Raw genomic sequence first — 26,391 nt, 5'->3', positions numbered from 1 at the left:
TATAAGGGACTGTAAGCCTCAGGGCTATGCAGCCCCTTTTTTATATTTACCTTCTTGTTCTTCACCCCTCCTTCGTTTTATCTCTTTTGATATTCCCCCTACTAAAGTCCCGAAATCATTCTCGTCATTTTAAAGACTATGTTTGTTAAATATTCTTGAGATAGAAGTTGGAAAATTTGTAAAATTCAAAGGAGGAAACAAATTGAAAGATAATCTAAAAAGATTAAGCATCATTTTTTTTGCAGCACTTCTAGTTCTGTCCAGTCTCCCCTTGACCCAGAAGCCGCTTTCAGCTGCTGCCAGTGAATGGAAAGAGCTGAATATTGTAAATGGTGATTTTGAAGCAAAACCTGCTTCTGAAACGCATCTTCCGTCCTGGGATTTTTGGAGTGGCGGCTTTAAAACCGGAATGGCCATATCGAATGAAGTGGTATATGAAGGGCTCCAAAGCTTGGCCGTTGACAATAATGGTGTCGTAGGGCTGTTCAGCCAGGAAATCAAAATAGCAGAGGGAAATCGCTATAAATTATCGGCACAGCTGAATGTTAAAGAATCAACAGGAAAGCCGGGTATCTGGCTCCGCTGGACAAATGATAAAGGGACGATTATAAAAGACGATCCAAAGTATTTTGATATCCCAGCCTTCAACAAGTGGCAAACTGTAGAGCTGGAAGCAACAGCCCCTGCTGGTGCCAAAGGTTTGAAAATCTTCATTTATCAATCATCTACTTCCAAGATGAAAGGCTACTATGATGATATAAAACTTTTTGAAAAAGAGTCTAACGTATTAGATTTCCCTGTTGAATATGGTCAACCTATCAATCATGGTCCGGCTGCTTTAGCAGCTAAATCACAAGGGGTTGCGATTGGGGATGGCGAGGTCTATTATGCCACAAATGGTTCACCGGCAACCTTTTATGCAGCAGACGCTGAGACTGGGAAAAAGATTTTTTCAAAAGAGCTGCCAGGCAGTGATGTCGTATGGGCAATGGTAGTTGGCCCAGATGGAAATGTATATTTTGCAGGAACCTATAACGGAATATTATACAGGTATGTTGTCGAAGAACAACGTCTTGAGGAGCTGGGGAAAAACCCTTCTGACAACTGGGTATGGCAGCTTGAAGCTTCAGAAGATGGGAAAATTTACGGAGCCACTTATCCAAACGCAAAAGTGTTTGAGTATGATATTGAAACAAGCAAATTCAAGGACCTGGGCACTTTTTATGAAGGCCAGCAATATGCACGCGGCCTTGGAATTACAGAAGAAAGTCTTTATGTAGGAACCGGAACGACCGCCCACTTGCTGAAGATGGACCTGGCATCGGGGGAACGAACAGAAATCAGCCTGCCTATAACTGGAACGTCTACGTCCATTTCAAACATCTGGGAATATGGAAACAATATTTTTGTTGCCTATGGAACTTCATTGGTTACCATTGACAAAACGACAGGGGAAGAAAAGAATACGATGAATTGGCAGGATGAGCATACCTTTGATGGCCTTATCTCCTCCCCTTCACCTTATGATGAAAATATCATCTATTATATCAATAAAAATACACAGCAATTATGGATATACGATATGACCACACACAAAACTTCTAAAGTAGAGCCAACTGTCCAGCTGCCACAAACCCCTGCCAAAGCGATTCGCTGGATAAAGGATAAAAACGGAAAAGATGTGTTGGCCATTCTGCATCATCAAATTGAATACACCATCTTTGACCCTTCCACGAACACGGTGAAAGTCAGCTACCCGGAAGTGGAAATGCAGGGACTTCTGATGCAAAGCCTGGAAATTGGCGAAGACCAGAAGATTTATATGGGAGGCTATCAGGGTTCATTTGGAGTCTTTGATACATCAAGTGATAAATATTTGCTTAGAGAACGCGACCCTCACCAGATCGAAGGAATTGGCTTCTTAAACGGTGACGTCTATCTGGGTACTTACGGCGGAGCCAGGATTTTTAAATACAACCCTGACCTTCCTTTTCATTTCCAAGGCGGCGTGAGCGGTGACAATCCCGAGATGGTCCATGATATCGGCGATGACCAAAGCAGGCCATTTACATTCACATCAGGCGATAATAAGCTGTTTGTCGGCACCATTTCAGATTACGGAAGATTGGGCGGGGCATTAACCATTTATGATGCAAATACGAATAAATGGAATACCATACGTAACATTATTAAAAACCAAAGCATCATTGGATTGGCTTATCATGACGGTACCGTGTTTGGGGGTTCCACTCTTGCCGGTGGCCTTGGTATTGACCCTACCGAACCAAAAGCGAAAATGTTTGAATACAATGTTGAGACAGGGAAGCATGAAACTTTCGACCTTCATGTGGATGGCTTGGACAAGCCGGAAATGATTGGCGAGCTGTCTGTTGGCCCTGACGGAAATATTTGGGGCGTTGCCTGGGGATTGGATAAAGGAGGCTCCTTTAATACAGTTGTCTTTGCCATGAATCCAGAAAATCGGGAAATCATTAAAAGTACTCAGCTGCTAAAAGGCATAAACCGTGGCAGTCAATGGAGACCGTTTTTCATCCGCTGGGACCAGCAAGGCTACCTTTACACAACAGCCGGCAGACAATTAACCGTCATCGATCCGGAAACGATGAAAAGCAAGCAATTAGTGCCAGGCACCGTCAATTTAATGGATATCGATAAGGAAGGAAATATCTATTATACCGCTGACCATAACTTGTACCAGCTGCCAGTCAAACTTGAAAAGGGAACGTTGGCTGTCGAAGATGATACCCTTCTGCAAGGAGAGCAGCAAGAAATACATTTAACGGTTACGTTGGTAAATGGCAGTTCGATCGATTTAGCAGGTGCAGATATTGAGTGGATGAATTCAAATCCTGAAACAGCCATTGTAGAAGATGGAAAAGTTATCGGTAAAAATGCTGGGAAGACTGAGATTTATGCCACGGTTTCGTATAATGGCGAAAAGATCACAACCAATACGATCACTGTAACCACCCAAGTGACAATGGACACATTGGCAGACCAGATTAGTGAATTAGAAGAAGCCGGAAACCTTTCGCATCCGTTGGCTAAACAATTAACGAACCGGTTGATACAAGCGGAGAAACATTTCCTAAAAGGAAACAAAGAACAAGCGACAAAACATCTTGAAGACTTCAGGAAACATCTGGACAACAGCTCGGCAGAAGAAACCATTAAAAACATCTTACTCAGGAACGTTCAGTCTACCAAAACAGCATTGGCTGAGTAACTCCTCAATCAAAAGGGGCCCAAGCAAGCCGGATGAACGGCTTGCTTGGGCCCCTGTTTGCATGTAGCAGTTCAGTCTATTTCAATGGAGTCCAAGACTTTCTTCAATTTAATAGACAAGTCCGCTGAGATATCTGTTTCTTTAGCATTTTCGAAGTGTTTTAGAGCATCCTGCAAGTGCTTTACAGCTTCTTCCTTCCTTCTCTTATCCCGGTGATGAATGGCTGATGTGATCGAATTGGAAAGCTGTTTGCTAAATGAATTGGTGATATCCCCTTTTTCCGTATGCTGCTGAATAAATCTCAGAGCGGACTCCAGAGTATCTGATACTTCGATTTTCATTAAATTAGCTTTATCTGCGTAATAGATGTTTCCATCGTCGCCGATTGTCATCAATTCTGCCTCATCCAGTGTTTCAAACTCCAATGAATTTGGGTCTATGACCGTTAATTTTCCGGCAAGATTTGTGTAAATAAGGCCATCCTCGCTCCAGCGGATATGGATCGGCCTCCATCTGCCATAGTCCTTTATCTCAGGATAAACAGCTTTGCTTTTTACAATTTCCAACGTTTTCGGATCCATGGCAAAAATCGTTCCGCCTGCTCCCGACCATAAAAGTCCGTCCGGCCCAAGGCTCATTCCGCTAATCTTTTTCGGTCCGTTTAAGCCTGGAATATCCGGTACAAATTCTGTAATTTTTTCACCCTTTTCCATATCCCAGACGAAAATTTTTGCAGCTGATTCTGTCGGGTCTATTCCCAAACCGCCTGCGACCGTTGTCGATCCATACAGCTTTCCATCAACCGCCGCAAGTCCAGCAATCGCCTGATTATGGACCACATTTTCATACACTTTTACATCTTTTACAGAGGCGGGATCCAATACGGTTAAAGATCCGCCAAGCTTTCCATAATCCGGAATCGTTCCAATATACAGTTTATTGCTGGCTGCCGTCATAATGAACGGGCGGTCCTGGTTGGGGATATCGTAAATTTGTCTTGTAGTGAGAGCAGGATTCTTAGGATCCATCTCTAAAATCAATGCACCCGGGTAAATTCCAAAGTACATTTTATCTCCCAAAGCTGTCATGCCTTCTGCTTGTGCCAAGGCAAAATTTTTGTGTTCAGTTGTTTCAGGGTTGTAGACCGCCCCTTTACCTCCAGGATAACCGCTTAAGTATAAATGGCCCTCAGGCCCTTTTTCCAATGTCTGGATGGGAATGGGATTGCCCACAATCGGATATTGTATAGTTTTAACCTTTTTCGTCTGTAGATTCATATAGGTAACTTGACCGGCAAATTGGACGGTAACCAGCGATTTGCCAGGAAAATCTTGATCATTTTCCACTTCCACCCACGCGGTATTCCGCAAAAAGGTTCCAAATACGACGCCCGTATCAGCCGCATTTAGCGTATCCAAATTCACTTCCATCAGCCTGCTCCCTTGCAGGAAGTAGACTAGATTGCTGCCAGGCTGGCCATGGATGATGCGCAGCCCTTTATTATTTGGGTAGTATTTGTCGCTCCATTGGTCTTTTTCAGTATCATAGAACAGGAGTGTATTGCTTCCACCGCCAACTCCAGCGATGATATATTTTCCTGCAGCATCCAGCTGCCAGACGCTCGAGCCTGGAACAACATGATCGGGTACTTTAATCGATTCATATTCGCCTGTTTCAATATTCAGCTTGACGATGCGATTGTCAACACCAACTCCTAAATAGAGGTAACCGTTATGATAGGCAGTGGACCTGGTGTAGCTTTGCCCTGGAGCCACACTGCCATAATCCTTCATTTCCCCGGTTTTTGGATCATATCGGCCTGCTTTGGCGTTGGGGAATGAACCGAAATAGACACGTCCCTGTTCATCATGAGACAAACCGTATACGACACTCTCTCCTATTCCGCCAAGATTCTTTACTTCCTTTGTAACCGGGGAGTATTCATACAAATAGCCATTGCCGCCAATATAGACATTGCCATTTGGTACGGTAAGATGTGTCCATACTGCCCCTGTGCCTTCCAAAGGATATGTTCTCAGGACTTCCTGGCTTTTAAGGTCTACCACCTGGAAGATGGCCGGGCTGCCGCTGGCCGTTGTGTACATCATCTCTCTGCCATCTTCTGTTCCATAGGCAGAATCATATAGTGCTACACTTTGAATGGGAGAACCCAAATCTACAGGGTCTTTAAATCTTTTATCTACCTTGGCGCTAGCTGGACTGCTGGTGAATAAAGAAGACAAAAGTAACAGAAACGCTACAAAAAGAATGGAAAAAGGTTTAGCAAATACTCGCATTTATCCCGCTCCTCATCTGATTTTGTTTTTAACTTTCAATTCGGTATTTCGCACCTCCCCTTTGTTACCTTAAAATTATCAAACTTATCTGAAAATATAAATGTCGATAAATGGCCCATAATTAATTTAGGATAATAGGCCTATCTGCTTCTATGTCGTTATTTATCCTGCAGACTTGGTCATTTTAATGCTAGTACTCGCAATATATTTGCTGCTATTAACCTAGTACTCGCAATATCTTGCTCTTACCAGCATTAAATGGCATCTTACCAGCATTAAATGTATATTTAATACTAGTACTCGTTAAAAAGATTACAAAATATCCAACAATACCTCATCTTTAATGATAAAACCGTCAGCACATTACATGCGAGAAGTAATTAAAAGTGAAAAAGGTTCTCTGTTTTGACAGAAAACCTTTTTCCTTGCATTAGAATTCTATTTTTTAAACTCTTTATTTTCCAGGTTTTTGAGGTCTGCCTGGATTCTCTGGTTTACCTGGACTATCAGGCCTGCCTGGATTTTCCGGTTTCCCTGGCTTATTTGGCTTACAAGGTTCGCCTGGAGTTTCAGGCCTGCCCGGCGTGCATGGTTGCTTCAACCAAGTTATAGTATAGGTTAACGTGGAAATGCCATCACTTCCTGTTGTAATGATTTCTGTTTCCCCAGTCGAATGGACGATTTCAACTTTTGCACCTGAATGGCTTAGCTCTGCTGTTATGTTTTCAGTTTGGGCAGCATCCATGGTGTAGTTTAATTTACCTGGCTGGAAGCCTTCCATTTCTTTGCCATCAATGGTAATCGATCGCAGGGTGGCATCGGTTTCAGGTACAGGAATTTTGTGGAGCTCACTTCCAAGCGCATAATAGATGCTTCCATCGACCCCGACAGTCATGCTGTTCATGAAATCCTCCACTAGCACTTTGTGATCCATTGTTTTAGGATCAATCACAATCAGGCTGCGTGATAATGTTGTATAAAGCATGCCATCCGGTCCCCACTTAAGGCGGTATGGAAACCATTTGCTGCTATTATATAAACTTGGCCGTATGACCTTGCTGCCCACCACTTCATAGGTTTCAGGATTCAACTTAAAGATCGTTCCCTCGACGGCTCCCCAAAGGAATCCATCTGGTCCGATTGATAAATCACCAATCATTCGCGGTGCTTTATCAATACCCGGAATTTCAGGTGTGAACTCCGAAATTTTCTCCCCTTTTTCAACATCCCAAACAAAGATTTTTGCCTCTTCTGCCTTAGGATTAATTCCTAAGCCACCCCAGACAGAAGTTCCGCCAAATAGCTTGCCATCATGGTAGGCCAAGCTGATAATACTTTGATCTTGAACAACATTTCGCTGCTGTGACCATTCATCTGTTTCAGAATCATAAATCGCCAGGGCGCCGCCTAAAACCCCGTAATCAGGGATGGTTCCAACAAATAGTTTATTGTCACCTGATGTGATGGCAAAAGGGCGGTCTTGTTCGTCTTTAATGTCATATTCAAGCTTAGGATTGCTATTTAAATCTATTGGCTTTGTTGGATCATAGCCATACATAATAGCCCCTACATACGTTCCAAAATATACGGTATCGTTCAGGAATCCAATTCCTTCTGGCTGGGCAAACGAAGAAACATTCACTTCAATCTGATCGGTGAACGGATTATACACGCTCATGCCACGCTGATATCCGCCCATATAAAGCCTTCCGTCCGGACCGGATTCAAGAGATTGAATCGCTACAGCCGTTGCGGCCAAGTCCAGCATGACGAAGGATAACTCATTGGAATCAGGATGATAGAGCATATATTCGCCGTACTGTGTCACGAACGCCAATACTGTTTTGCCACTGGATAATGTAATCCAAGCCATATCCTTTACCCGTGGTGTATCGGGAAGAAGCGGAAGTCCTTCAATCAACGTTTCTTTGTTTTCATTCAGATTATATTTGTACAACTGTGTCCCCTTTTTATAATAAATCATATGGGGCTGATTCGGATCAGGTTCAGATATCATATTGCTGAATTCAAACGAACCTTCGACTTCCATTGTCTCTTGATCAATGACTAGCATATTAATCGTTGAGACAGCTACTAGAAGCTTCCCGTTCACAACCCAAATATCCTGGATAAAACCATTTTCACCAGAGTGCCCTTCGATGATAAGCTCCTCTTTATTACCTGTATGGCGGTTAATTTTATACAGATGCTTCGTAGTTCCGATCCCCGCGTAAATATAGTCCCCATCAACAGCTAATCCGCGTGCATAATCCTGATTCGTGACACTTCCCAAGTCTTTGAATTGGCCTGTGATTATGTCATATTCGAAAACACCTGCCCCTGGATATGTGGCACCATATATCTTGCCATCATCACTTGCTTCTATATCCCAGACCCAGGCTGCAGAAGGATTGGCTCCAAGGTATTCGACTTCTTTCCGCTCTGGTACATAACGATATAATTTTCCATCAGAAGTGCCTGCGAAGTACACATTCTTATCGGGCCCTATGGTCATGGCCCATACTGCTTCCGTATTTTCAATTACTTTGGAAAACTTAAGTTTCCCTGTTTCTGCGTCCAGGACCGAGAAGGTTCCAGGGTGGCCATTTGAATGATAGTATACTTCATTCTCACCCAAACTGTTTTCTTGGATGGCTCCCGCTTGTCCCAGCTGAACATGGACCATCTCGCCAAGATAGACGGGCTCATTATATTTACGGTCCAATTGGGTATCATCTGTTACTTTTTTGAACGAAACATCATCAAAATAGACTTCTGTGAAACTAATACCTCCAGAATAGAAGGCCAGTCTGGCATATGCTGCATTCTCGGGAACGACACTGAATACCTTAAGATCAATCCAGTCATTTTTCGGCAAGTTGCTATTAAGTTCCCTATCATCCGTGATTTTTTTATTGTCTTTATCAAAATAGCGGATTTCGGTCACGACACTATGCGTCTGGCTAACAACATTGGAAAAGACGGTCAATAAATAGGAGGCACCAGGCACAACGGCGATTTTATCACTTAAAACACTCACACCCTCTTTATCCGATGTATCGTGCAAGTGTAAGCTGTGCACTCCGGTACGAGTTCGATCAGAACTAACTTTAATGCCTGGTCCCGCAAATTCTGATGTCCAGCCTGGAATTTTCCCATCCACCACTTGTTCTTCAAAGCCTGGATTAATGACTTCATTGTGAATATCCTCTGCTGGAGGCTCTGGAACAGCGTCGCCTTCAATTGTCACATCATCAAAAAACGCTTCCGTGAGGGAAATGTGGCCAGAGTTAAACCGCAGCTCAACCTTCGAAGCACCATCAGGAACCTTAAAAGGAACTTGGATTTCAGTCCATTTATCTGTTCCTAAAACCGCTGAGGCGAAATTAATGAAGGTAGCGGTTCCTACCCTTTGATTGTCCTCGTTGAAATAATGAACCTCAAACCCAATGCTATGTGATTGGCGAACAACATTTACGAATGCTTTCGCAGTATATGACTCTCCTGCTGTAACAGAAACCTTTTCACTGGTCACTTGTAAATTACCACCGGAAGTGGCGCTATTTGCATCTTTAAAATGTAAGCTTTTGGTCCCCGTATTTGCCCTGTCATTACTGATCGCAATACTTGTTGAAAGATTATTAGTGACAAGACTCCMCCCAGTAAGGACCTCCTCTTCAAACCCGCCATTCACAACCTCTCCGGCTATGGCACTGGTGCCTACTGCTTGTGAATTTGATATGGAAAAAGGAGCAAGCAAACTAAAAACAAAGGTAAAACAGAAAAGAAGCACAAACCGTTTTTTCATTTTTTGATTCTTCATTATAGACCTCCCCAATTTAAATCTGACCTCACCAATGCTGGTCTCGTCCCTCTAACTTTCTCTTCAATGCTAAAGATTCCTGCAATAAGTACTGTCGAGAATTAGACCATAAATAAGGGGATAAGGAGCAAGAATGATGCACTGGATCCTCGTAAACTGCTAACAAAGATGATTTTCAAGGGATCTTTGTGAAATGAGGAAAGAAAAAAGGATTGAATGGATGGCAGATAATAATTTTGGGAAACGCAAGCCCCTATCCTCTCCTTAAATGCACCCATCCCCCTCCTATCCCATAAAATAGGTAAAAACTATCGGGAGGTCTTTTTTATGGGGAATGGACAACAGCCGGAACAGCAGGCTCGGACTTCGAGATCGAAGTGGCACTTGTTTGAATTCATCGGCATCTTTTTGGTTTTTTCGTCTTTATTGCTGCTATTATTCAAGCCTGATTCACTTTCAAGCCTGTTCGACACTATCATAAAAGAAGTCAAACCCATCGTTGTAGACATTTTCCTGACAAGTGAAGTGGGAATTGCCATCATTATCAGTGTCATCGTTGGCCGTATTCTGGAACGGCTGGGGTTTACGGATGGTCTGATCCGAATCTTCGTGCCGGTCATGAAGTGGTTTAAAATCAACCCCTCTGTCATTATTCCAAGTGTCTATAATATCCTCGGGGACATCAACGCTGCCGGGAAAATCGCCGGGCCGATCCTTGTCAAAGCGGGGGCCACCAAGGCCGAGCAAAAGATTGCCGTGGCAACAATGATTCAATCTCCGCAGTCTTTTGCGACCTTTGTTCTGGGGCTAATTGCTTTGTCAGCGTTCGGGATAAATGCCTTTCCACTCGTGATCATCTCAATCTTTTTTCCGATTGTCATCGTCCCCTTCCTTTTGTCCAAGACCATATACCGTGACACAAGGAAAGTGGAATTGAATGATCTTCCTCGATTTACACCGCAGACCAAGTTTCTGCAGACCATTTTCGGATCGTCCAAAGAAGGAGTCGAACTTCTGTTTCTCATCATTATACCGGCAGTGGCGGCCGTCTTCTTCTTTATCGGCACTTTAAAATTTCTGGGAATATGGACTTTTGTAGAGTCGGGACTGTCCTCTATCTTAACGATTATGAGCATTGAGCCTTCCACGGGGATTGTTTCGATACTGGCAGCGCCAACGCTTGCTGTTGCCCAACTGGCGGAACTGGCTGCCACCATCGATCCCCGCCTGATTGTCGGCTCCTTTGTACTGGCCAATTCAGGCCTTCCCCTGTCCGTCATTTTTGGCCAGGTACCTGTCACTTGGGCAGAATCCTCAAGCCTTAGTGAGAGGGAAGTGTTACTAGCAGCCATTATCGGAATGGTTCTCCGGTTTGCGACCGCCCTGTTGCTCGGTTACTTCCTGACTCCGTTTCTGGTGTGATGCAGAATGAACCGATCGTATTTGATTCGCGGAAAAAAAATTGTGACCGTAAGCCCTGCGGGAACCATCCAGGATGGAGCGATGGCAGTTTGTGACGGAAAGGTTATTGACGTCGGAAAGTGGAAGAACCTCAGAAATCGGTATCCTGACTTAACACTTCATGATTGTTCTGATTATGTCATTACCCCTTCCCTTGTTGATTGTCATACACACCTATTGGAATTTGCTCCAAGCTCCCTGTATCCTGTCACGCCGGAAACCCACTTCCTGGGAGGAAAAGCTATTCTTCTAGACGCCTTATCCTCGGGTATTACGGCATTGGGAGAGCAGGTGTGCGGGCATCACCTTTGCGATTTCTCAATTGCAGACTACAAAAATGCAATTCAAGGCCTTCCTCTTGATGTCACTTTCGCGGCAACAAGCATTTCCATCGGTTTTAAACAAATGGCTCATTTCACATCTATCACACAATCAAAGCCTGTTTCCCAAAGCACTCTATCGGACCCGGAACTGGTAAAGAAAATTGCCGAAAAAAGCGAATTCCCAGGCGAAAACATCTTTATTAATGCAACCCCTGCCAACTTCACTTCGGACCAAGTCCCAAGGGCAGGAGAAATCATCTATACATTTGAAGAACTAAAGAGAATATCGGATATTTACCATCAGGCAGGAAAAAAGATTGGAGCTCACGTAGCTGGCGAGGAAGGAATCAGTATGGCTTTGAAAGCGGGAATTGATGTTCTGCACCATGCACATGGAATCACCGAGGAACTGATGCAAAAAGCTGCCACACATGGCATTTCCATTGTTGCCACACCAATGGGCGGTACACACCTGGAACCAAACTCGCCTGAAAACATTTTGGCACTAGTTCAAAAGAATATCCCCGTTTCCATTGCTACAGACTCTTACCTGCCACCTTATCAGGGAGCATCGTGGCTCCCGTTCACCGACAATGCCCTACAGGGTCCTGATGTTTTGATGCTTATTGCCCACCCGGCAATGAAACTCTTAGAAGAACATGGCTACGATGAAAATGCGACTCTCGCCTTGCTTACAGCCAACCCGGCTAAAATAATGGGAAAGGAAGGCAGGTACGGCGGTCTTGTACCTGGCATGGAGGCAAACTATCTGGTGGCGGAGGGAGTTCCAGGACTGGAAATCACAGAGGTAGAGCAGATTAAAGAAGTGTTTTTTAGAGGAGTGAAGGTGGTACAGCGCCTATAAGAGGTGTTTCAGAAAAAAAATTAAAGCATTTATATGATGAATACACCTAAAAGAGCGCCTGCCACCATCTGAAAGATGCAGATTATTTTTAACGTGCAAATTTCAGACGGGAGCAGGCACTTCTGATTATCCCCCTTCCACCCAGCAAAAAACCTCGCATCCTAACAATGCGAGGGTTTCTTAACTTTTTGCCTTATGATCCTATTTGTTCATATTTTCAATAACCACTGAAATACCTTGGCCCCCGCCGATGCATAAGCTTGCCAGGCCAAATTGCTTGTTACTTCTTTGCAGCTCATATGCGAGTGTCAGCAATAGTCTTGCTCCGCTGGCCCCAACCGGGTGTCCGAGGGCAATGGCTCCCCCGTTCACATTAAGCTTTTCAAGATCGATTCCTAGTTCTTTTCTTACGGAAAGCACTTGTACCGCAAAGGCTTCGTTCACTTCAATGATGTCGATATCTTCCATTTGTAAATTCGCTCTCTCCAATGCCTGCTTTGTAGCCGGAACTGGTCCAATTCCCATGTATTTTGGGTCTACACCCGCGATACCCCAGGACACGATTTTCGCTAAAGGCTTTATGTTGTGCTTGGCAATGAGCTGGTCGTCTCCTAATACCACCGCTGCTGCGCCATCATTTATCCCGCTTGCTGTCGCTGCCGTAACGCTTCCATCTTTTTTAAATGCTGGCCGCAGCTTTCTTAGTTTTTCTATATTTGTGTCTGGTTTTGGGTGTTCATCTTCCTCTAGAAGCACTTCTCCCTTTTCGTCCAACACCGGGGTGATTTCCTTGGCGAGAATACCTTTCTCCTTCGCCTGGGCTGCTCTGCTTTGGCTTAGCAAGGCGTATTCCTCTTGTTCAGGACGGCCGATTTGGTACTTCTCCGCTAAATTTTCGGCAGTGATCCCCATACCCAAGCCGCAGTATTGGTCCATCAGTGTGGCCGACAGAACATCTTCGAAGTGTGGAACACCCATTTTGAACGTTTTAAAACGAAGGTCCCTCACTACATGCGGACTCATCGACATATTTTCTGCACCGCCGGCCACAGCCCCGCTAGCCTCGTTTAATGAGATGGCTTGGGCTGCACTTACAACCGCCTGGAGGCCGGATCCACAGAGCCTGTTTACCGTTAAGGCAGGCGTCGCTTCGGGAATGCCTGATTTTAACGAGACATGGCGTGCCAAATAGGGCGAGTTTGCACTTGTATGAATGACATTGCCGAAAAATGCCTGGTCAATTTCCGATGCAGGAACTTTACTTCTTTTTAAAGCTTCTGTTGTTGCAATTGCCCCAAGCTGAGTGACATCCGTACCTCTCAGGCTCCCGCCGAATGCTCCAAATGGTGTCCTTGCTCCCTCAATTACGTATACATTGTTCATTTTCTTCCTCCTATGTTCTATCGTAACCTTGATGAATAAAGGTCTACTTAATAAAATCAATCATTTACACTTAAAGTCGGACTGTCAGTACGGAAGTTTTTCAGAATCAGGAACAGGATTTCAATCGATAATAATAAAAATCCTAGTGGTACAAAGTAAAGAATAGGATAATACGTGATGATCGTCCCTTTCATACTGAATCCGAGACTTTCCTGGGTACCAATTAAGGCATATTGAAATCCATAGAATGTAAGCATTAGAAACAAGATGAACTCGAAAATCAGAAGGGCAAGAAAAATATTCCGCCGAAATTTATTTTTGAGTTTTACGACCATCATTTCGACTCTCGGCATGATGCCCGAACTATACGCATAGGCCAGACCCGGAAAAAAAGCCAGCGGCATGAGAAAATATTGTGTGATTTCATAACTGCCTAGTAAACTCGCATTTACCAGATTTCGAAGTGCAACATCCCCAACAATCAAAAGCATCATGATGAAAATGGTGCTGCCGCTTAAGATTAACCCGCCTATTTTGATCTTTTCGAAAACATTATAGGCCCTGCTCAAGTGCAATCCCCCCTTATTATTAAAAGTGTAATCTTTTCACCTTTTTACATTAAACCAGGGAGCCAGGTTACAAGACTAGGAAACAAAATGAGCAATCCGCATACTACCACTGCCAGTACAACGGCCATGATCATCGATTGCCGGAACAGCCTTTCAATCGGTATCCCTGTGACACCGGAAACAGCGAACACACTAAGCCCAACAGGCGGAGTCAGAAGACCGATTGTACAAATAACCGAAACCAAAATACCAAACCACAATAGATCAACATTCATTTCCTGAACGATTGGCAGCAGGACGGGTGTTGCCATAATAATAACCGCTCCCCCTTCAACGAACATGAAGAGGATAAAATAAATGACAGACAGCAAAACCAGCACCAACACCGGGTATTCAATGAGCGGTCCCAATGCATTTATTAGCTCCTTTGGCAGTTGGGAGACGGTAATGAAGCGGCCAAAAATCTGTGCCGTAATCATGATCAGCAGAACCATTGCGGTTATTTTCACGGTTTCAGCAAACGATTCAACATAGAAAGCTTTGTTTACTTTCCCTAAGAAAAGTGCCGTCAGAAAACCGATGAACGCACCCACCGCGCCAGCTTCCGTTGGTGTGAACACTCCAGAATAAATACCCCCAAAAATGACCAGCACCATAACTAAACCGATCGCAAGGACAAATAGCGAACGAGATAAGGTTAATGAGGGTTCTTCTTCTTTCCCCCGCTCCTCCAAAACCTCTTCTGCCAAGCCAGCCGCAATTTGGTCGCTGCTGCGGTAATGCATAACCAGCATGACTCCAATAATAACAAGCGTCATCAGGATCCCTGGCACGATTGCCGCAATGAACAGTGTTCCTATAGGTGTTTCTGTTACGACCCCATATAAAATCAGGATGATACTTGGCGGAATAATCCCTGACAAAGACCCTGCTGCAGCAATGGTTGCTCCGGCAATATCATCCCGAAAACCGCGTTTCTTTAATTCAGGGACCGCCACTTGGCCCAATGCTGCCGAAGAACCAGAGGTTGAACCAGATACCGCTCCCAGAAAGGCACCGATAATAACCGTTAACACACCTAGCAGTCCTGACTTTCCTCTCGATAATTTAAAGACGATCGAATACATGTCACGAACAATCCCCGATTTAACGACAAACTGGGCCATTAAAACAAACAAAGGAATGGTTGTTAAAGTATAGCTTGCAACCTGTTTATATGGATTACTTTGTAAAAAAGAAGTGATATAGGCGGGACCTTCCAGCAAGATAATCCCAATGATCCCGATACTGAGCAGCACGGAATGGACATGTAATCCCAATAATAAAAATAGCGCGAAGAGGAAAAGCATTAAAATATAAAATATTTCAATCGGCATCTTAACACTCCCTTCAAATGAACGGGAAGGAAAGAAGGAGGATTCCTGCTCTTTCCTACTCACCAGTTTTTACTCTAATTCCATGATGGCTTCAGGCACCGTACCACCTTGTTCGACAATTAAATCTCTCCATAGCTTTGCCATTTCTTTGCCTGGATGCCCGTTCTTCTCCGTTTGATCGATCCATTGGAACCAGGTATCCTCTACACCCTTTACAAGAAGCTCCTGTGCTTCCGGATCAAGGTCATCTATCGTTTCAAATACGGCTCCTTTGTCTTTGGCATAGGCACGGTTTTCATCGGAACGGTCCATCCAAAGCTGAGCCCCTTCCAGGATTTGTTCGTAAGATGTTTCCTCCATGATTTGCTGGATATCTTCTGGCAGGCTATTCCACTTCTCTTCTGTCATCGCCCACGCACCGGTGTAGTGGCCAAGATTGATTCCTTCAAGTGTATAATTAAAGACATCCTGCATTCCGTATCCGGTCCAGTCCGCAATGCTAAAGAAGCTTCCGTTAAATGCCCCCCGGTTGATCGCATCAAACATATCCGCAGATGGCATGGAAATCGTATTGATTCCTACATTTTTGGCGAAGATCTCGTGTACCCGGGACGGGGAGCGAAGCGATACTTGCTTAAAATCATTCACAGATTTAAAAGGATAATCCTTGGTGGAAATAACATATTGTTCAGTGGTTGGGGTCGCAAATACCTTTAAGTCCTTTGATTGATATTCCAATTCATTGAATGACTTCCCATCGGCCAACTCGCTGTCACTTTTGACAAGTTCTGCATAAGCTTTAGTCGCCAGCATGGTGTCGGAATGCAGCAGTGGCAGCATCGTTACTTCACTTAATGGGAAACGCTGCGGATCATAAAGCGGCCATAGCGGTGCTGCGATATCAATAGTCCCGTTTTTCAACGCTTGCAGCTCTTCGTTGACCGGAATAAGTTCCTGGTTTGCATAATGTTCGAACTTTACGCGGCCATTTGTCTTTTCTTCCACTTTCTCCATCCACGGCTTGAAATAGCCTGCCCACCAGCCGTTTTGTGTACTCAATGCGGAGGAAAGCTTCAAGACAATGGTCTCTTCACTGTTTTCATCTGTACTTCCCGACGCAGTACCGCTGCTGCCAGGCTGCTGGACACAGCCAGATATTAAAATGACCATCATGATCAACGAAAGGAACTTTTTCACACTCTTCACTCCCAGTTCATTTTTATTGATTCTTATTCTTTAATGGGTAAAACGCTTTCATTTCTTGGCGTATAATTCTCTTAACTTTCCTTTTACAATTTTGCCCGAGCTGGTTTTCGGCAGCTCTTCCACCACTTCAAATTCGTAAGGCACCTTATAGGTTGCTAACCTTTCTTTACAAAACACTTTTAGTTCATCTGTTAATTTTCCATTATATTCCGACTTTAAAGTCAACACTGCTTTGACTACTTCTCCCTTTTCTTCATCAGGATAACCGATGACCGCAGCTTCAAGGACGGCGGGATGCTGGTATAAAACTTCTTCTACTTCCCGCGGGTAAACATTGAAGCCGGAACGAATGATCATATCTTTCTTCCGATCAACAATATATAAGTAGCCATCTTCCTCTTGCCTGGCTATGTCTCCTGTCCTGAACCACCCATCCACAAAAGCAGCCTCATTTGCTTCCTTACGGTTTAAATACCCCTTCATTACATTCGGCCCTTGCACAACAAGTTCACCGGTTTCTCCAACAGGGACTTCCTCAAACAGGTCGTTTATAATCCTGACCTTCACATCCTTTATCGGAAGTCCAATACTCCCTATCTTCTTCTTGCCATAAGGAKGGTTAATCGATACGACAGGTGAGCATTCTGTCAATCCATATCCTTCAACGATTTCAAAGCCAAATATCTCGACCCATTTGTTAAAGATCTTTTCAGGCAAAGGCGAAGCCCCGGTATAAGCAAACCTTAACTTTACTTGATAGTTTCCAGCATCCGGATCATTTAACATGTACGTATACATGGTCGGCGGTCCAAAAAAGAAGGTAATTTCCTGCTCTTCTATCGTTCGGAGCGTTTTGGCACTCGACTCCCACCTTGGGAGCATGAAATTGAATCCCCCGGCATACAGTGTGGTGTTCAGGCAGTTTGATTGGGCCGCTATATGCGATAAAGGCGGGACAATTAACGTCCTGTCGTCTGAAGCCAACCTGAAGGCTTCCGCAAAAGTTTTCGCGTTGGAATAAAGATTGTGGTGGGTGAGAAGCGCTCCTTTCGGCAAACCGGTTGTCCCTGAAGTGTATAAAATCGTACTATCCTCTGCATCACTGGAATTTACTAACACCTCTGCAGGTCCCGCCTGTAATAGGTCTTCCAAACTTTGATTATCGGTAATTAAGTACATAGGACTAAAATTCAGCGCTGTTTTCTTTAATTTGTTTTGCACGAATTCATTCGTAATAATGATTTTAGGACTGCAATCATTGAGAATGATGCCAAACTCCCTTGATGTAAGAGATGGGTTGACCGGGACGTTGATCGCACCTGCACGCATACATGCATAATAACTAATCACAAATTCCGGGCAATTGTCGAGCAGGATGGCAATACGGTCTCCCCTTGTAATGCCATTTAAATAAAATTGGTTGGCAAGCTTTTGGACCTTTTCATTTAGATCCCTGTACGTATAAGAACCCGTTTCCCAGCCAAGGGCCCATCTGTCCGGGATTTTCCCGGCATGTTCCTGTAGCTTAAGATCTAAATTCAATCTTCATCACTCCCTTTAACTCTCTTCTCGCAGACCTTTTATTTTGTTTAAATTTCCTTTCCCGCTGAACCCTTTGATATTAGTTCATGGAAAAATTCGGGGTTCTTTTTTCAAGAAAGGCATGCACTCCCTCTTTTGCATCCTCACTGACGAACATCTCCGAAAAAAGCTCCATTTCATAGCGCAGCCCTTCTGCCAATGGAAGATTCATTCCATGCTGAATAGTTTTCTTAATGTTTTTCAAGGCTGTCTTAGGTTTTTGCGCAAGGCTGTTTGCCCAGTCCATCGCCACGTTGTCGACAGTGCCGGCAGCTGCTACCTTGTTCACAAGTCCATAACGGACCGCTTCCTCTGCATGGATGGGCGTGCCAAACATGATCATTTCCATCGCTTTTGATTTTCCTATTAATCTAGGAAGACGCTGGGTTCCACCTGCGCCCGGAAAGATTCCCAAATTAATTTCCGGCAGTCCCATCCTGGTGTTTTCATCACATATTCTGAAATCACAAGCGAGGGCCAGTTCCAATCCTCCTCCAAGTACATGCCCTTTCATGGCGGCAATCACCGGAATAGGCAGCTGGCTTAACAACTCAAAAGCTTTATGGAACCCGGCGGTTAACGAAATATCCTTTTTTCCCAGCCTGGGCACAAATTGGGTGATATCGGCACCAGCAGAAAATGCTTTCTCTCCGCTCCCCTTTATAACCAGCACTTGAACTTCCTCATTCCGGTATAAATCTTCCAAAAATGAAATCATCTGTTCAAAAACAGCTGGATTCAAAGGATTGTATGGAGGTCTATTAATCTCCATGACCGCTATTTTCCCTTCCATGCTGCACAAAAGAACTTCTTCCATTTTTTCTCCTCCTCAGCTGTATGTATAAAATCCTTTTCCGGTTTTTCTTCCAAGATCCCCTGCTTCGACCATCTTTTTCAAAAGTGGACAAGGACGGTACTTCGAATCATTAAATCCTTCATACAAGGCTTCCATTGCCCATAATGCGGTATCAATTCCAGCCATATCAATCGTCCTTAAAGGCCCCATCGTATGCCCGTACCCATCGATAAAGCCTTGATCAATTTCTTCCGGTGTACCGACGCCCTCCATAACGGCGAAACACGCTTCGTTTACCATCGGCAGCCAAATACGGTTCATGAGGAAGCCTGGGAAATCTTTTTCGGCCGTGATCATTCTTTTCCCCAGTCTCTCCCCGACTTCCCTGGCAAACTCGTACGTCTCAGTCGAAGTTTTATAGCCTTTGACAAGCTCCAGCAGCGGCATCATCGGAACGGGACTAAAGAAATGCATCCCAATCACTTTTTCCGGCCTTGAGGTAACACTAGCAATATCTGTTATCGATAAAGAGGAAGTATTAGTAGCAAGCAGGCAATCAGCCTTTGCTTGTGCGTCCAGCTTTTTGAAGGTTTCTTTTTTCAGTTCTAATCGTTCTGGCACTGCTTCAATGATGACATCTGCTTCAGAAACCGACTCCCAGCTGGAGGAGAAGGTGAGATTTGCCAGAACTCCTTCAGGATCAGTAATCCTGTTTTTTTGAGCAAACTTGTTTACCGAATCTGTTATTCTCTTTTTTGCTTTTTCAAGCGATTCTTCCGCTACATCAACAATGGTTGTTTTTATCCCGGCCTGGGCAGCAACCTGGCCAATGCCGGAACCCATTAATCCTCCGCCGATGACTGTTAGATTCATTGTCTCCATCTCCTTCTTCAAAACTCGCATTATTTTAGAAAGCAAACATAATCAGTTCATGGCATTCGCAAGAATTTGCTTAGCAATGATGATTCTTTGAATTTGATTGGTTCCTTCATAGATTTGGGTGATTTTCGCGTCGCGCATCATTCTTTCCACCGGGTAGTCCCTAACGTATCCGTAACCGCCAAGCAGCTGGACCGCATTCGTTGTGACCTCCATCGCCACATCTGAAGCGAAGCATTTGGCCATGGACGAGTTGGCGATGACGGCTGGGTCCTTTTTATCCAGCATCATTGCCGCCTTTAATACCAGCAGCCTTGATGCTTCAATTTTCATGGCCATATCGGCAAGGGTGGATTGGACCATCTGAAAGTGATGCAAAGGCTTGTTAAACTGCTTTCTCTCAATCACATAGTTGAGGCAATGTTCGTAGGCTCCTTTTGCAATCCCTGTTGCCTGGGCGCCAACCACAGGTCTGGTCTCATTGAAAACATTCATGAGGATTTTAAAGCCTTCTCCTTCTTCACCGATCCTATTTTCTGCCGGTATGACCACATCTTCCAAAAACACTTCCCTGGTAACGGATCCCCTTATCCCCATTTTTTCTTCTTTCTTTCCAAATGTCAGGCCTGGGGTGCCTTTCTCGACAATCATTAAGGAAATCCCTTCCGTGCGGCTTTCGGAAGTTCTTGCCACAAATACATAGATCTCTGATTCACCCGCATTCGTGATGAATACCTTATGGCCGTTTAGGCGGTATGTATCCCCCTCTCTGACAGCAGTTGTCTTAACACTCGATACGTCAGACCCTGCTCCGGGTTCGGTTATGCCAAAAGAGCCAAGAACCTCTCCTGCTGCAAGTCGTGGTACAAACCTCTTTTTCTGCGCTTCTGTTCCCGCAATCAAAAATGGAGCCAAGGTTAGGGCCTGGGTTGATAAGGATACGGAAGTGGACGCACAGGCCGAAGCAATTTCTTCCATAACGGCCACATGGCTAACCATGTCGGAACCCACTCCACCGTATTCTTCCGGCACATGAATTCCAAAAAAGCCGTTCTCTGCCAAAAGCTTTATGTTTTCCCATGGTGTCTCGCCTTTCTCATCCACTTCTTTCGCCCGGGGCGCAATGACCTCTTTCGCCATTTTGCTAGCCACGTTTTGAATCATGGTATGCTGGTCTGTTAATAACAACGTTACCCCTCCAATTCTCAGTTTTTAAATATTGGTTTCCGCTTTTCCAAAAAGGCTCCCATCCCTTCCACAGAGTCCGGGTAATCGAACAGCAAGGAAAACGCATAAAGTTCCTGTTCAAGATCTTCTTGTTGATTCGCACTCCAATGCTTTCTGTTAATAAGCTTTTTAGCGGTAGCAATCGCAAGTCTGCTTTTTGTTGTTAAAGTCTTTGCCAGCATCAGGGAACTTTCCAGCGGATCTTCCACCACTTCACTAACCAGCTTAAGCTCAAGGGCTTTTTCCGCCCGGATTGGCTCGCCTGTAAAGATCATGGTGCTGGCCGTCGACTTCCCTGCAATTTCTGTCAGCCTTGAAATCCCTCCGCCCCCAGGGATGATGCCTAAATTCACTTCAGGAAGACCAAAGATGGCATTATGTCCTGCGAGGCGGATATCACACACAAGGGCAAGCTCCAGCCCTCCACCAAGACAGAATCCGTCAATAGCGGCTATATATGGCTTGGAAGAATGAACAACCAAAGATTGAAGCGCTTTCATTTTTGTCGCGATGTCATACGCCTCTGATACGGAAATGCCTGTCAGTTCCCTAATTTCAGGTCCCGCCAGAAATGCCTCTTCATCCCCAGTGAGGATAATACAAGCTACTTCTTCATCGTCATTCAGTTTTTTGAAAGCCATGATTAGTTCCAGCATTAATGCATAATGAAGAAGATTACTGGACTTCCCGCTGTTCATTTTTACAATCGCAATATTCTGGTCTGTTAAGGTAATGAAAAGATGTTTGAATGGTCCCATGCTCCCTCCCCAATGTTTGCAGCGTCTCTATATAATAACAATGCAATATCCATGCCAAACGATAAAAGCTTGATTTTAAAGGGTTTTCACCATCACAAAACCCTCCGCGGTGAAAGAATTCACCAAATCCGTTGAAAAAATTCACCGCTCCAGATAGATAAACAAAAATCCGGTGAAATTTATCACCAGATTTCTAGATTCCCAGCTTTTTAATTTTCTTCACTAGCGTAGAATGGTCCACCTCCAAATGCCTGGCTGCCTCCCGAATCGAACTGTAGCGTTTTAAGGCGAGTTTAATCATTTTTCTTTCCGTCATTTCCCTCAATTGCTTTAAGGGAATAATCTCTCCTTCTGGTTTAGTCATGGTGTTTCCAGCCATTTCTTTTGGCAAGTCATTCAACTGGATTTCAACCGCTTCCGAAAGGATGACCAATTGTTCCATCGTATTTTCCAATTGGCGGACATTGCCTGGCCATGAGTATTCGCATAAAACCCGTTCTGCTTCCTTCGAGAGCTTTTTGTTTACGGAGTACTTTGCACAGTATTTTTCTAAAAAATGCTGACTTAATGCAGGGATGTCTTCCTTGCGGTCTCTAAGCGGCGGGATACTGATTGGGATGACATTTAACCTGTAATATAAATCTTCCCTAAAATTACCTTGCTCTACCAGCACCTTCAGGTCACGATTTGTAGCCGCTAAAAACCGGACATCAAGCTTCTTTGGAGTTGTTCCTCCTACCCTTGTTATTTCTTTTGACTGGATGACCCTAAGCAGCTTTACCTGCAGGTTTAAAGGCATTTCGCCAATTTCGTCCAGAAGGACACTCCCGCCATTCGCGACTTCCAGTAATCCCGGCTTTGCACTTACTGCTCCGGTAAATGCCCCTTTTTCGTATCCAAAAAGTTCTGCCTCCATTAATGACTCAGGTATGGCCCCACAATTTATTTGAATATAGGGTCCATTTCTTCGGTCACTTACTTTATGGATCGTTTTGGAAATGACTTCTTTGCCGACACCAGACTCTCCTGAAATAAGCAGGATGGCTTCTGTCTTCGCAACCTTCGAAACCTTTTCCTTTAGAGCCTTTGTCTTGTAAGAGTTTCCGATCCAGTCCTCTGTTTTTAATAATTGGGCACGCAGCTGCTGAAGCTCGGAATAATTGATATTAAGCAGATTATGGTGCTCCTTATGTAATTCATTCAACGCTGACAACTCACGATAATTCGACACATAGCATACAATCTGGCCTGAATCGTCGAAAACCGGTTTACTGGTTATGAATATTTCGGCTCCTGTTGATAATTTCTGTGAAATGGTTAGCGGATCTTTTTTTAAAACCTTCATCGATTGCTTAATGATGATTCCGACATCTTCCATTTCCTTCGGGGTCCTTCCGACAATTTCATCGGTGGAAATCCCTGATATGTTTTCTACTGCCTGATTGGCATAAAAAATCCTGCCTGATGGATCCGCTAATAAAAAACCTTCATAAGACTGTTCCACTGCTTGCACCAAAAACTCCTGTTTTGCTGGTGTTGCCGTTATAGAAGCCAATTTTACACATCCTTTCGATTGGTAGAGATTCTATAACTATCCCCTGTCGCTTCTTTATGATAAAAAATTTGGAATATTTAATATATTATTAACTATACGGAAAAATCCCGTCAAAAACAAGAAGCATGGGTATGCCCCATGCTTCCTAGCTAAACCGCTTCATCGTAAATGGATTCAGATCCAATTCCGTTCTTCCTTCTGTGATGAGCTGACAAAGAATTTCGCCTACAACACTGCTAAACTTAAATCCATGCCCCGAAAAGCCGCATGCAAGATAGATATTCTGGAAGTTTGGGTGCTGATCGATAATAAAATCCTCATCGGGAGTGTTGGTATAGGTGCATGTCTTCCCAATTCTGTGGTCCAGGTCACCTGAGAAGTACTTTGCTGCAAAGCCCGATACATCGTCTTTATCCTCGGAATAACTTCCGAATTCCGCTAAACCCTCTTCCTGGGTTAATGGCTGGCCTCCATCATGGCGGCCAATTTTGATGCCAGCTCTTTCGATACTTGGGAACCCGTAAAATAACTTGTCTTGAAGCTCAAAAGCAAAAGCCGGAAAATGGCTCGAATGATACAGGCCTTCATCACATTCAAACCATGAAAAAGTCTTTCTTACCGGCTGCAATGGAAGCTCGATCCCTAAGCCAGGCAGAAGCTTAGGCGTTCCTTTCCCTGCGGTGACAATTAAGGAATCGCTGGTATAGTTCTCTACTTCTGTCTCGACATGGACCCTGTCCCCTTCTGCTGCAACACCTTCTACCGTTGTATTCACCTTTAGATGCGCACCGTTTTCAATGGCAAGCTGGCGATAAACTTCAATACAAGCTTCACTAAATAAGACTCCGGATTTGTTTTCGTAGCAGCCAATCATCCCGTCCGGTACGGAAAAGCCTGCCCATATATGGTTGATTTCCGAGGAACCCAGCTTTTCAACCTGCAGCGAATGACTTTCAGCGCTTTTCAGGATATTATGTATGAACGCAGAGTCAGGTGCCCCTACATTTAACACACCTGTTTGCAAAAACAATTTTTTGTCTGTTAGTTCCTGCAGTTCCAGCCATAGCTCCTGGGCCCTTAAGGCCATGGCCACGTACTCCTCCCCTTCCCCGTATGCATGCCGGATAATCCGGGTTTCACCGTGGTGGGCCCCTTCGGAGTGTGGCGGATTGTGCGAATCTAGTAATAGAACCTTTTTCCCACTTTTAGATAAATAATAGCCTGCTGCCATTCCCATTGAACCGGCCCCTATGATGATGACATCATAATGCATATGGCTCACTCTCCCCTCATTTCGCCATAAAAGAAAAGGAAGGCTCAAGGACCTTCCTGTTCACTAGAATTTTAATAATTCCTACTATACAGCCTTCCGCCGTTTTGATATAAGTTAGCCATTTAATTACCTAAACGTTCTAGCCTGAAAATTCCTGTCACTAATCCCTTTCAGGACGATCTAGTCCTTTTTCATGAATCTCCTTTTCAATCGCATCAACTTGCTCTTCTTTAAGCTTTTGTTTAGGTTGAGGATGAAACCAATGGATTTCCCCATTGTGAACAAACCCTTTGAACTCCTGCCCTTGCACTTTAAATGTGACTTGGCGACGCTCGTGTGGCCGGTCTTCAAACGCTTGTGCCGTTTCAATGTCTTTAAACCATTGGGAAACTCCATGTTCTCCCAATAAATCGCGGATTTTGTTTTCGATTATCGCTTCTTTATCCTCACCTAGTATTTGTTTTGGATATGGGTGCATCCACGTAATCTCACCCTCGTGATAATGGCCTTTAAACTCATTGTCATCAACGGTAAAAGAGAATTCGTGCCGTTGGTGTACTGGATGGCTGCTAAGTATTTGTTCAACTTCAAAACCCCTGATTTCCGATGTCATCGTTTTTCCTCCTTGGTAATCCTATATATAAAAGGATGTCCTATTTCTTAGAAAAAATGACAGATGATCAGTTTGTACCCACAACTCACCTTTAAAAAGACGCTGCTTTTTGATGAATCTCCTTTTCAATCGCATCAACATGCTTATCTTTCAGCTTTTGTTGTGGATGCGGATGAAACCAATGAATTTCAGTTTCTCGAACGTACCCCTTGAACTCGTGACCCCGCACTGTAAGAGTAACTTGGCGACGCTCGCGTGCTGTGTTTTCAAACACTTGCGTCATTTCAATGTCTTCAATCCAACTGGCTACCCCATGTTGTCCCAGCAGTTCGCAAATTTCACTTTTAATTTCCGCTTCTTTTTCCTCTCCTATTATTTGTTTTGGGTGTGGATGCATCCATGTAATTTCATCCTTGTGAAAATGACCTTTAAACTGACATCCATCAACATGAAAAGAGAATTCGTGTCTCTTATGTATTGGGTGGCCACCAATGATTTGTTCAACCTGGAAATTTCTAACTTGCCGTTGTTCTGTATTTTTGATTGCCATCGTACTTCCTCCATAGTCATCATATATGTCCTAATAGTTTAGTTAAACTTTCGAGTCAATAAGGTAAATGAACCGTCATTTTATTGAACTTCCAATCAAATGTCAAGTTAACCACCGTTTTTATAAAAATGGCAAACGTCCCCATCCGTTGCTTCAATTTCCGAAAGCCCTGATTCACGGCTGTTCCAGTTGGAAATCGTGCGGAGCCCAATGACGATCGAGTAGGAGGGGGTGATTAACCCCCGTCCTCTCACACCACCGTACGTACCGTCCGGTATACGGCGGTTCGAAAGTTTATGAAACAATGTTTGATAATTGCTTTAATCCAGYTTTAAACCAGTATTCATTATTTAAGGCTTGGTMTAAGGCAGGGCTTTTGGAGTTTCTCCAGTATCCCTTTCGGGAGTTCGCATATTGCCATGCTTTGTATTTCTTAATTCCTAACCTTATCAAGTTTCGATATTTKGTTCTGGTCTTCTTCCACTCTTTCCAGCGGCACGCTCGCAGCCTTCTCCTGATATGTGCATCAGTTTCCGCTGAGAATCTCTTGATATCCGCCACTTTGAAGTAGTTTCCCCATCCTTGGATTAATTGGTTAATTTTGATAAT

20 protein-coding genes are annotated in these 26,391 nt (G+C 44.1%); 3 read left to right on the top strand and 17 right to left on the bottom strand.

Annotation, left to right across the window (positions count from 1 at the left end; translation table 11 throughout):
- Positions 1-202: 202 nt before the first annotated feature.
- Positions 203-3,247 carry an FIMAH domain-containing protein gene (locus tag ADU22_RS13690; protein WP_053362654.1) on the top strand — a complete coding sequence of 1,015 codons (3,045 nt, stop codon included), beginning with the start codon at positions 203-205 and terminating at the stop codon, positions 3,245-3,247.
- Positions 3,248-3,318: 71 nt separating this feature from the next.
- On the opposite strand, the gene ADU22_RS13685 is transcribed toward ADU22_RS13690, so the two are convergent.
- Complete coding sequence (locus ADU22_RS13685) at positions 3,319-5,544, bottom strand: FIMAH domain-containing protein (protein WP_053362653.1); 2,226 nt, start codon at positions 5,542-5,544, stop codon at positions 3,319-3,321.
- 454 nt (positions 5,545-5,998) lie between these two features.
- Complete coding sequence (locus ADU22_RS13680; RefSeq protein ID WP_053362652.1) at positions 5,999-9,367, bottom strand: carbohydrate binding domain-containing protein; 3,369 nt, start codon at positions 9,365-9,367, stop codon at positions 5,999-6,001.
- Between the two features lie 327 nt (positions 9,368-9,694).
- Here ADU22_RS13680 and ADU22_RS13675 point away from each other — a divergent pair, with 327 nt between their 5' ends.
- Positions 9,695-10,789 (top strand): hypothetical protein, encoded by a 1,095-nt coding sequence (locus ADU22_RS13675; RefSeq protein WP_053362651.1) that lies wholly within the window; start codon positions 9,695-9,697, stop codon positions 10,787-10,789.
- Between the two features lie 6 nt (positions 10,790-10,795).
- On the top strand, positions 10,796-12,016 hold the full coding sequence (locus ADU22_RS13670) for an amidohydrolase family protein (protein ID WP_053362650.1): 1,221 nt from the start codon (positions 10,796-10,798) through the stop codon (positions 12,014-12,016).
- Between the two features lie 201 nt (positions 12,017-12,217).
- Here the strand turns inward: ADU22_RS13670 and ADU22_RS13665 are convergent, their stop codons facing one another.
- The 15 genes from ADU22_RS13665 to ADU22_RS13600 form a co-directional block, all read right to left on the bottom strand.
- A complete protein-coding gene (locus ADU22_RS13665; RefSeq protein WP_053362649.1) occupies positions 12,218-13,399 on the bottom strand; it encodes a thiolase family protein in 1,182 nt (393 codons plus the stop codon).
- A 56-nt stretch (positions 13,400-13,455) separates the two neighbouring features.
- Entirely contained in the window at positions 13,456-13,968 is a 513-nt protein-coding gene (locus tag ADU22_RS13660) for a TRAP transporter small permease (RefSeq protein ID WP_053362648.1), read from the bottom strand.
- 44 nt (positions 13,969-14,012) lie between these two features.
- Positions 14,013-15,344, bottom strand: coding sequence for a TRAP transporter large permease (locus tag ADU22_RS13655; RefSeq protein WP_053362647.1), 1,332 nt, complete (start codon positions 15,342-15,344; stop codon positions 14,013-14,015).
- Between the two features lie 69 nt (positions 15,345-15,413).
- Positions 15,414-16,541, bottom strand: a complete 1,128-nt coding sequence (gene dctP / locus ADU22_RS13650) for a TRAP transporter substrate-binding protein DctP (protein WP_053362646.1) — start codon at positions 16,539-16,541, stop codon at positions 15,414-15,416.
- Between the two features lie 57 nt (positions 16,542-16,598).
- Positions 16,599-18,092 carry a class I adenylate-forming enzyme family protein gene (locus ADU22_RS13645; RefSeq protein WP_053362645.1) on the bottom strand — a complete coding sequence of 498 codons (1,494 nt, stop codon included), beginning with the start codon at positions 18,090-18,092 and terminating at the stop codon, positions 16,599-16,601.
- A gap of 79 nt (positions 18,093-18,171) precedes the next feature.
- Positions 18,172-18,948: an enoyl-CoA hydratase/isomerase family protein gene (locus ADU22_RS13640; protein WP_053362644.1), complete on the bottom strand. Its 777-nt coding sequence runs from the start codon at positions 18,946-18,948 to the stop codon at positions 18,172-18,174.
- Between the two features lie 12 nt (positions 18,949-18,960).
- The gene (locus tag ADU22_RS13635) at positions 18,961-19,800 is read right to left on the bottom strand and encodes a 3-hydroxyacyl-CoA dehydrogenase family protein (RefSeq protein ID WP_156324351.1); all 840 of its coding nucleotides are present in this window, start codon (positions 19,798-19,800) and stop codon (positions 18,961-18,963) included.
- Positions 19,801-19,851: 51 nt separating this feature from the next.
- A complete protein-coding gene (locus ADU22_RS13630; protein ID WP_286132279.1) occupies positions 19,852-20,994 on the bottom strand; it encodes an acyl-CoA dehydrogenase family protein in 1,143 nt (380 codons plus the stop codon).
- Between the two features lie 17 nt (positions 20,995-21,011).
- Entirely contained in the window at positions 21,012-21,791 is a 780-nt protein-coding gene (locus ADU22_RS13625) for an enoyl-CoA hydratase/isomerase family protein (RefSeq protein WP_053362642.1), read from the bottom strand.
- A gap of 193 nt (positions 21,792-21,984) precedes the next feature.
- The gene (locus ADU22_RS13620; RefSeq protein ID WP_069187988.1) at positions 21,985-23,346 is read right to left on the bottom strand and encodes a sigma-54 interaction domain-containing protein; all 1,362 of its coding nucleotides are present in this window, start codon (positions 23,344-23,346) and stop codon (positions 21,985-21,987) included.
- 145 nt (positions 23,347-23,491) lie between these two features.
- The gene (solA, locus tag ADU22_RS13615) at positions 23,492-24,619 is read right to left on the bottom strand and encodes an N-methyl-L-tryptophan oxidase (protein ID WP_053362641.1); all 1,128 of its coding nucleotides are present in this window, start codon (positions 24,617-24,619) and stop codon (positions 23,492-23,494) included.
- Positions 24,620-24,779: 160 nt separating this feature from the next.
- Positions 24,780-25,232 (bottom strand): hypothetical protein, encoded by a 453-nt coding sequence (locus ADU22_RS13610; protein WP_053362640.1) that lies wholly within the window; start codon positions 25,230-25,232, stop codon positions 24,780-24,782.
- Positions 25,233-25,323: 91 nt separating this feature from the next.
- Entirely contained in the window at positions 25,324-25,782 is a 459-nt protein-coding gene (locus ADU22_RS13605; protein ID WP_053362639.1) for a hypothetical protein, read from the bottom strand.
- Positions 25,783-25,889: 107 nt separating this feature from the next.
- Positions 25,890-26,087, bottom strand: a complete 198-nt coding sequence (locus tag ADU22_RS24665; RefSeq protein WP_156324350.1) for a hypothetical protein — start codon at positions 26,085-26,087, stop codon at positions 25,890-25,892.
- A complete protein-coding gene (locus tag ADU22_RS13600) occupies positions 26,077-26,382 on the bottom strand; it encodes a group II intron maturase-specific domain-containing protein (protein WP_286132399.1) in 306 nt (101 codons plus the stop codon). Before ADU22_RS13600 ends, ADU22_RS24665 begins: the two co-directional genes overlap by 11 nt.
- Positions 26,383-26,391 lie beyond the last annotated feature (9 nt).

This window comes from Bacillus sp. FJAT-27251, from assembly GCF_001273925.1.
In the GTDB taxonomy this organism is placed as follows: domain Bacteria; phylum Bacillota; class Bacilli; order Bacillales; family Cytobacillaceae; genus Mesobacillus_B.
The sequence above is the reverse complement of the archived record's forward strand: the minus strand, read 5'-3'. Positions and strand labels throughout refer to the sequence as shown.

Excerpts from the sequence above, each read along its gene's own strand:
- ADU22_RS13685 (WP_053362653.1), bottom strand. The coding sequence starts at position 5,544 with ATGCGAGTATTTGCTAAACCTTTTTCCATTCTTTTTGTAGCGTTTCTG.
- ADU22_RS13675 (WP_053362651.1), top strand. The coding sequence starts at position 9,695 with ATGGGGAATGGACAACAGCCGGAACAGCAGGCTCGGACTTCGAGATCG.
- ADU22_RS13670 (WP_053362650.1), top strand. The coding sequence starts at position 10,796 with ATGAACCGATCGTATTTGATTCGCGGAAAAAAAATTGTGACCGTAAGC.
- ADU22_RS13665 (WP_053362649.1), bottom strand. The coding sequence starts at position 13,399 with ATGAACAATGTATACGTAATTGAGGGAGCAAGGACACCATTTGGAGCA.
- ADU22_RS13655 (WP_053362647.1), bottom strand. The coding sequence starts at position 15,344 with ATGCCGATTGAAATATTTTATATTTTAATGCTTTTCCTCTTCGCGCTA.
- ADU22_RS13640 (WP_053362644.1), bottom strand. The coding sequence starts at position 18,948 with ATGGAAGAAGTTCTTTTGTGCAGCATGGAAGGGAAAATAGCGGTCATG.
- ADU22_RS13635 (WP_156324351.1), bottom strand. The coding sequence starts at position 19,800 with ATGAATCTAACAGTCATCGGCGGAGGATTAATGGGTTCCGGCATTGGC.
- ADU22_RS13625 (WP_053362642.1), bottom strand. The coding sequence starts at position 21,791 with ATGGGACCATTCAAACATCTTTTCATTACCTTAACAGACCAGAATATT.
- solA (WP_053362641.1), bottom strand. The coding sequence starts at position 24,619 with ATGCATTATGATGTCATCATCATAGGGGCCGGTTCAATGGGAATGGCA.
- ADU22_RS13610 (WP_053362640.1), bottom strand. The coding sequence starts at position 25,232 with ATGACATCGGAAATCAGGGGTTTTGAAGTTGAACAAATACTTAGCAGC.
- ADU22_RS13605 (WP_053362639.1), bottom strand. The coding sequence starts at position 25,782 with ATGGCAATCAAAAATACAGAACAACGGCAAGTTAGAAATTTCCAGGTT.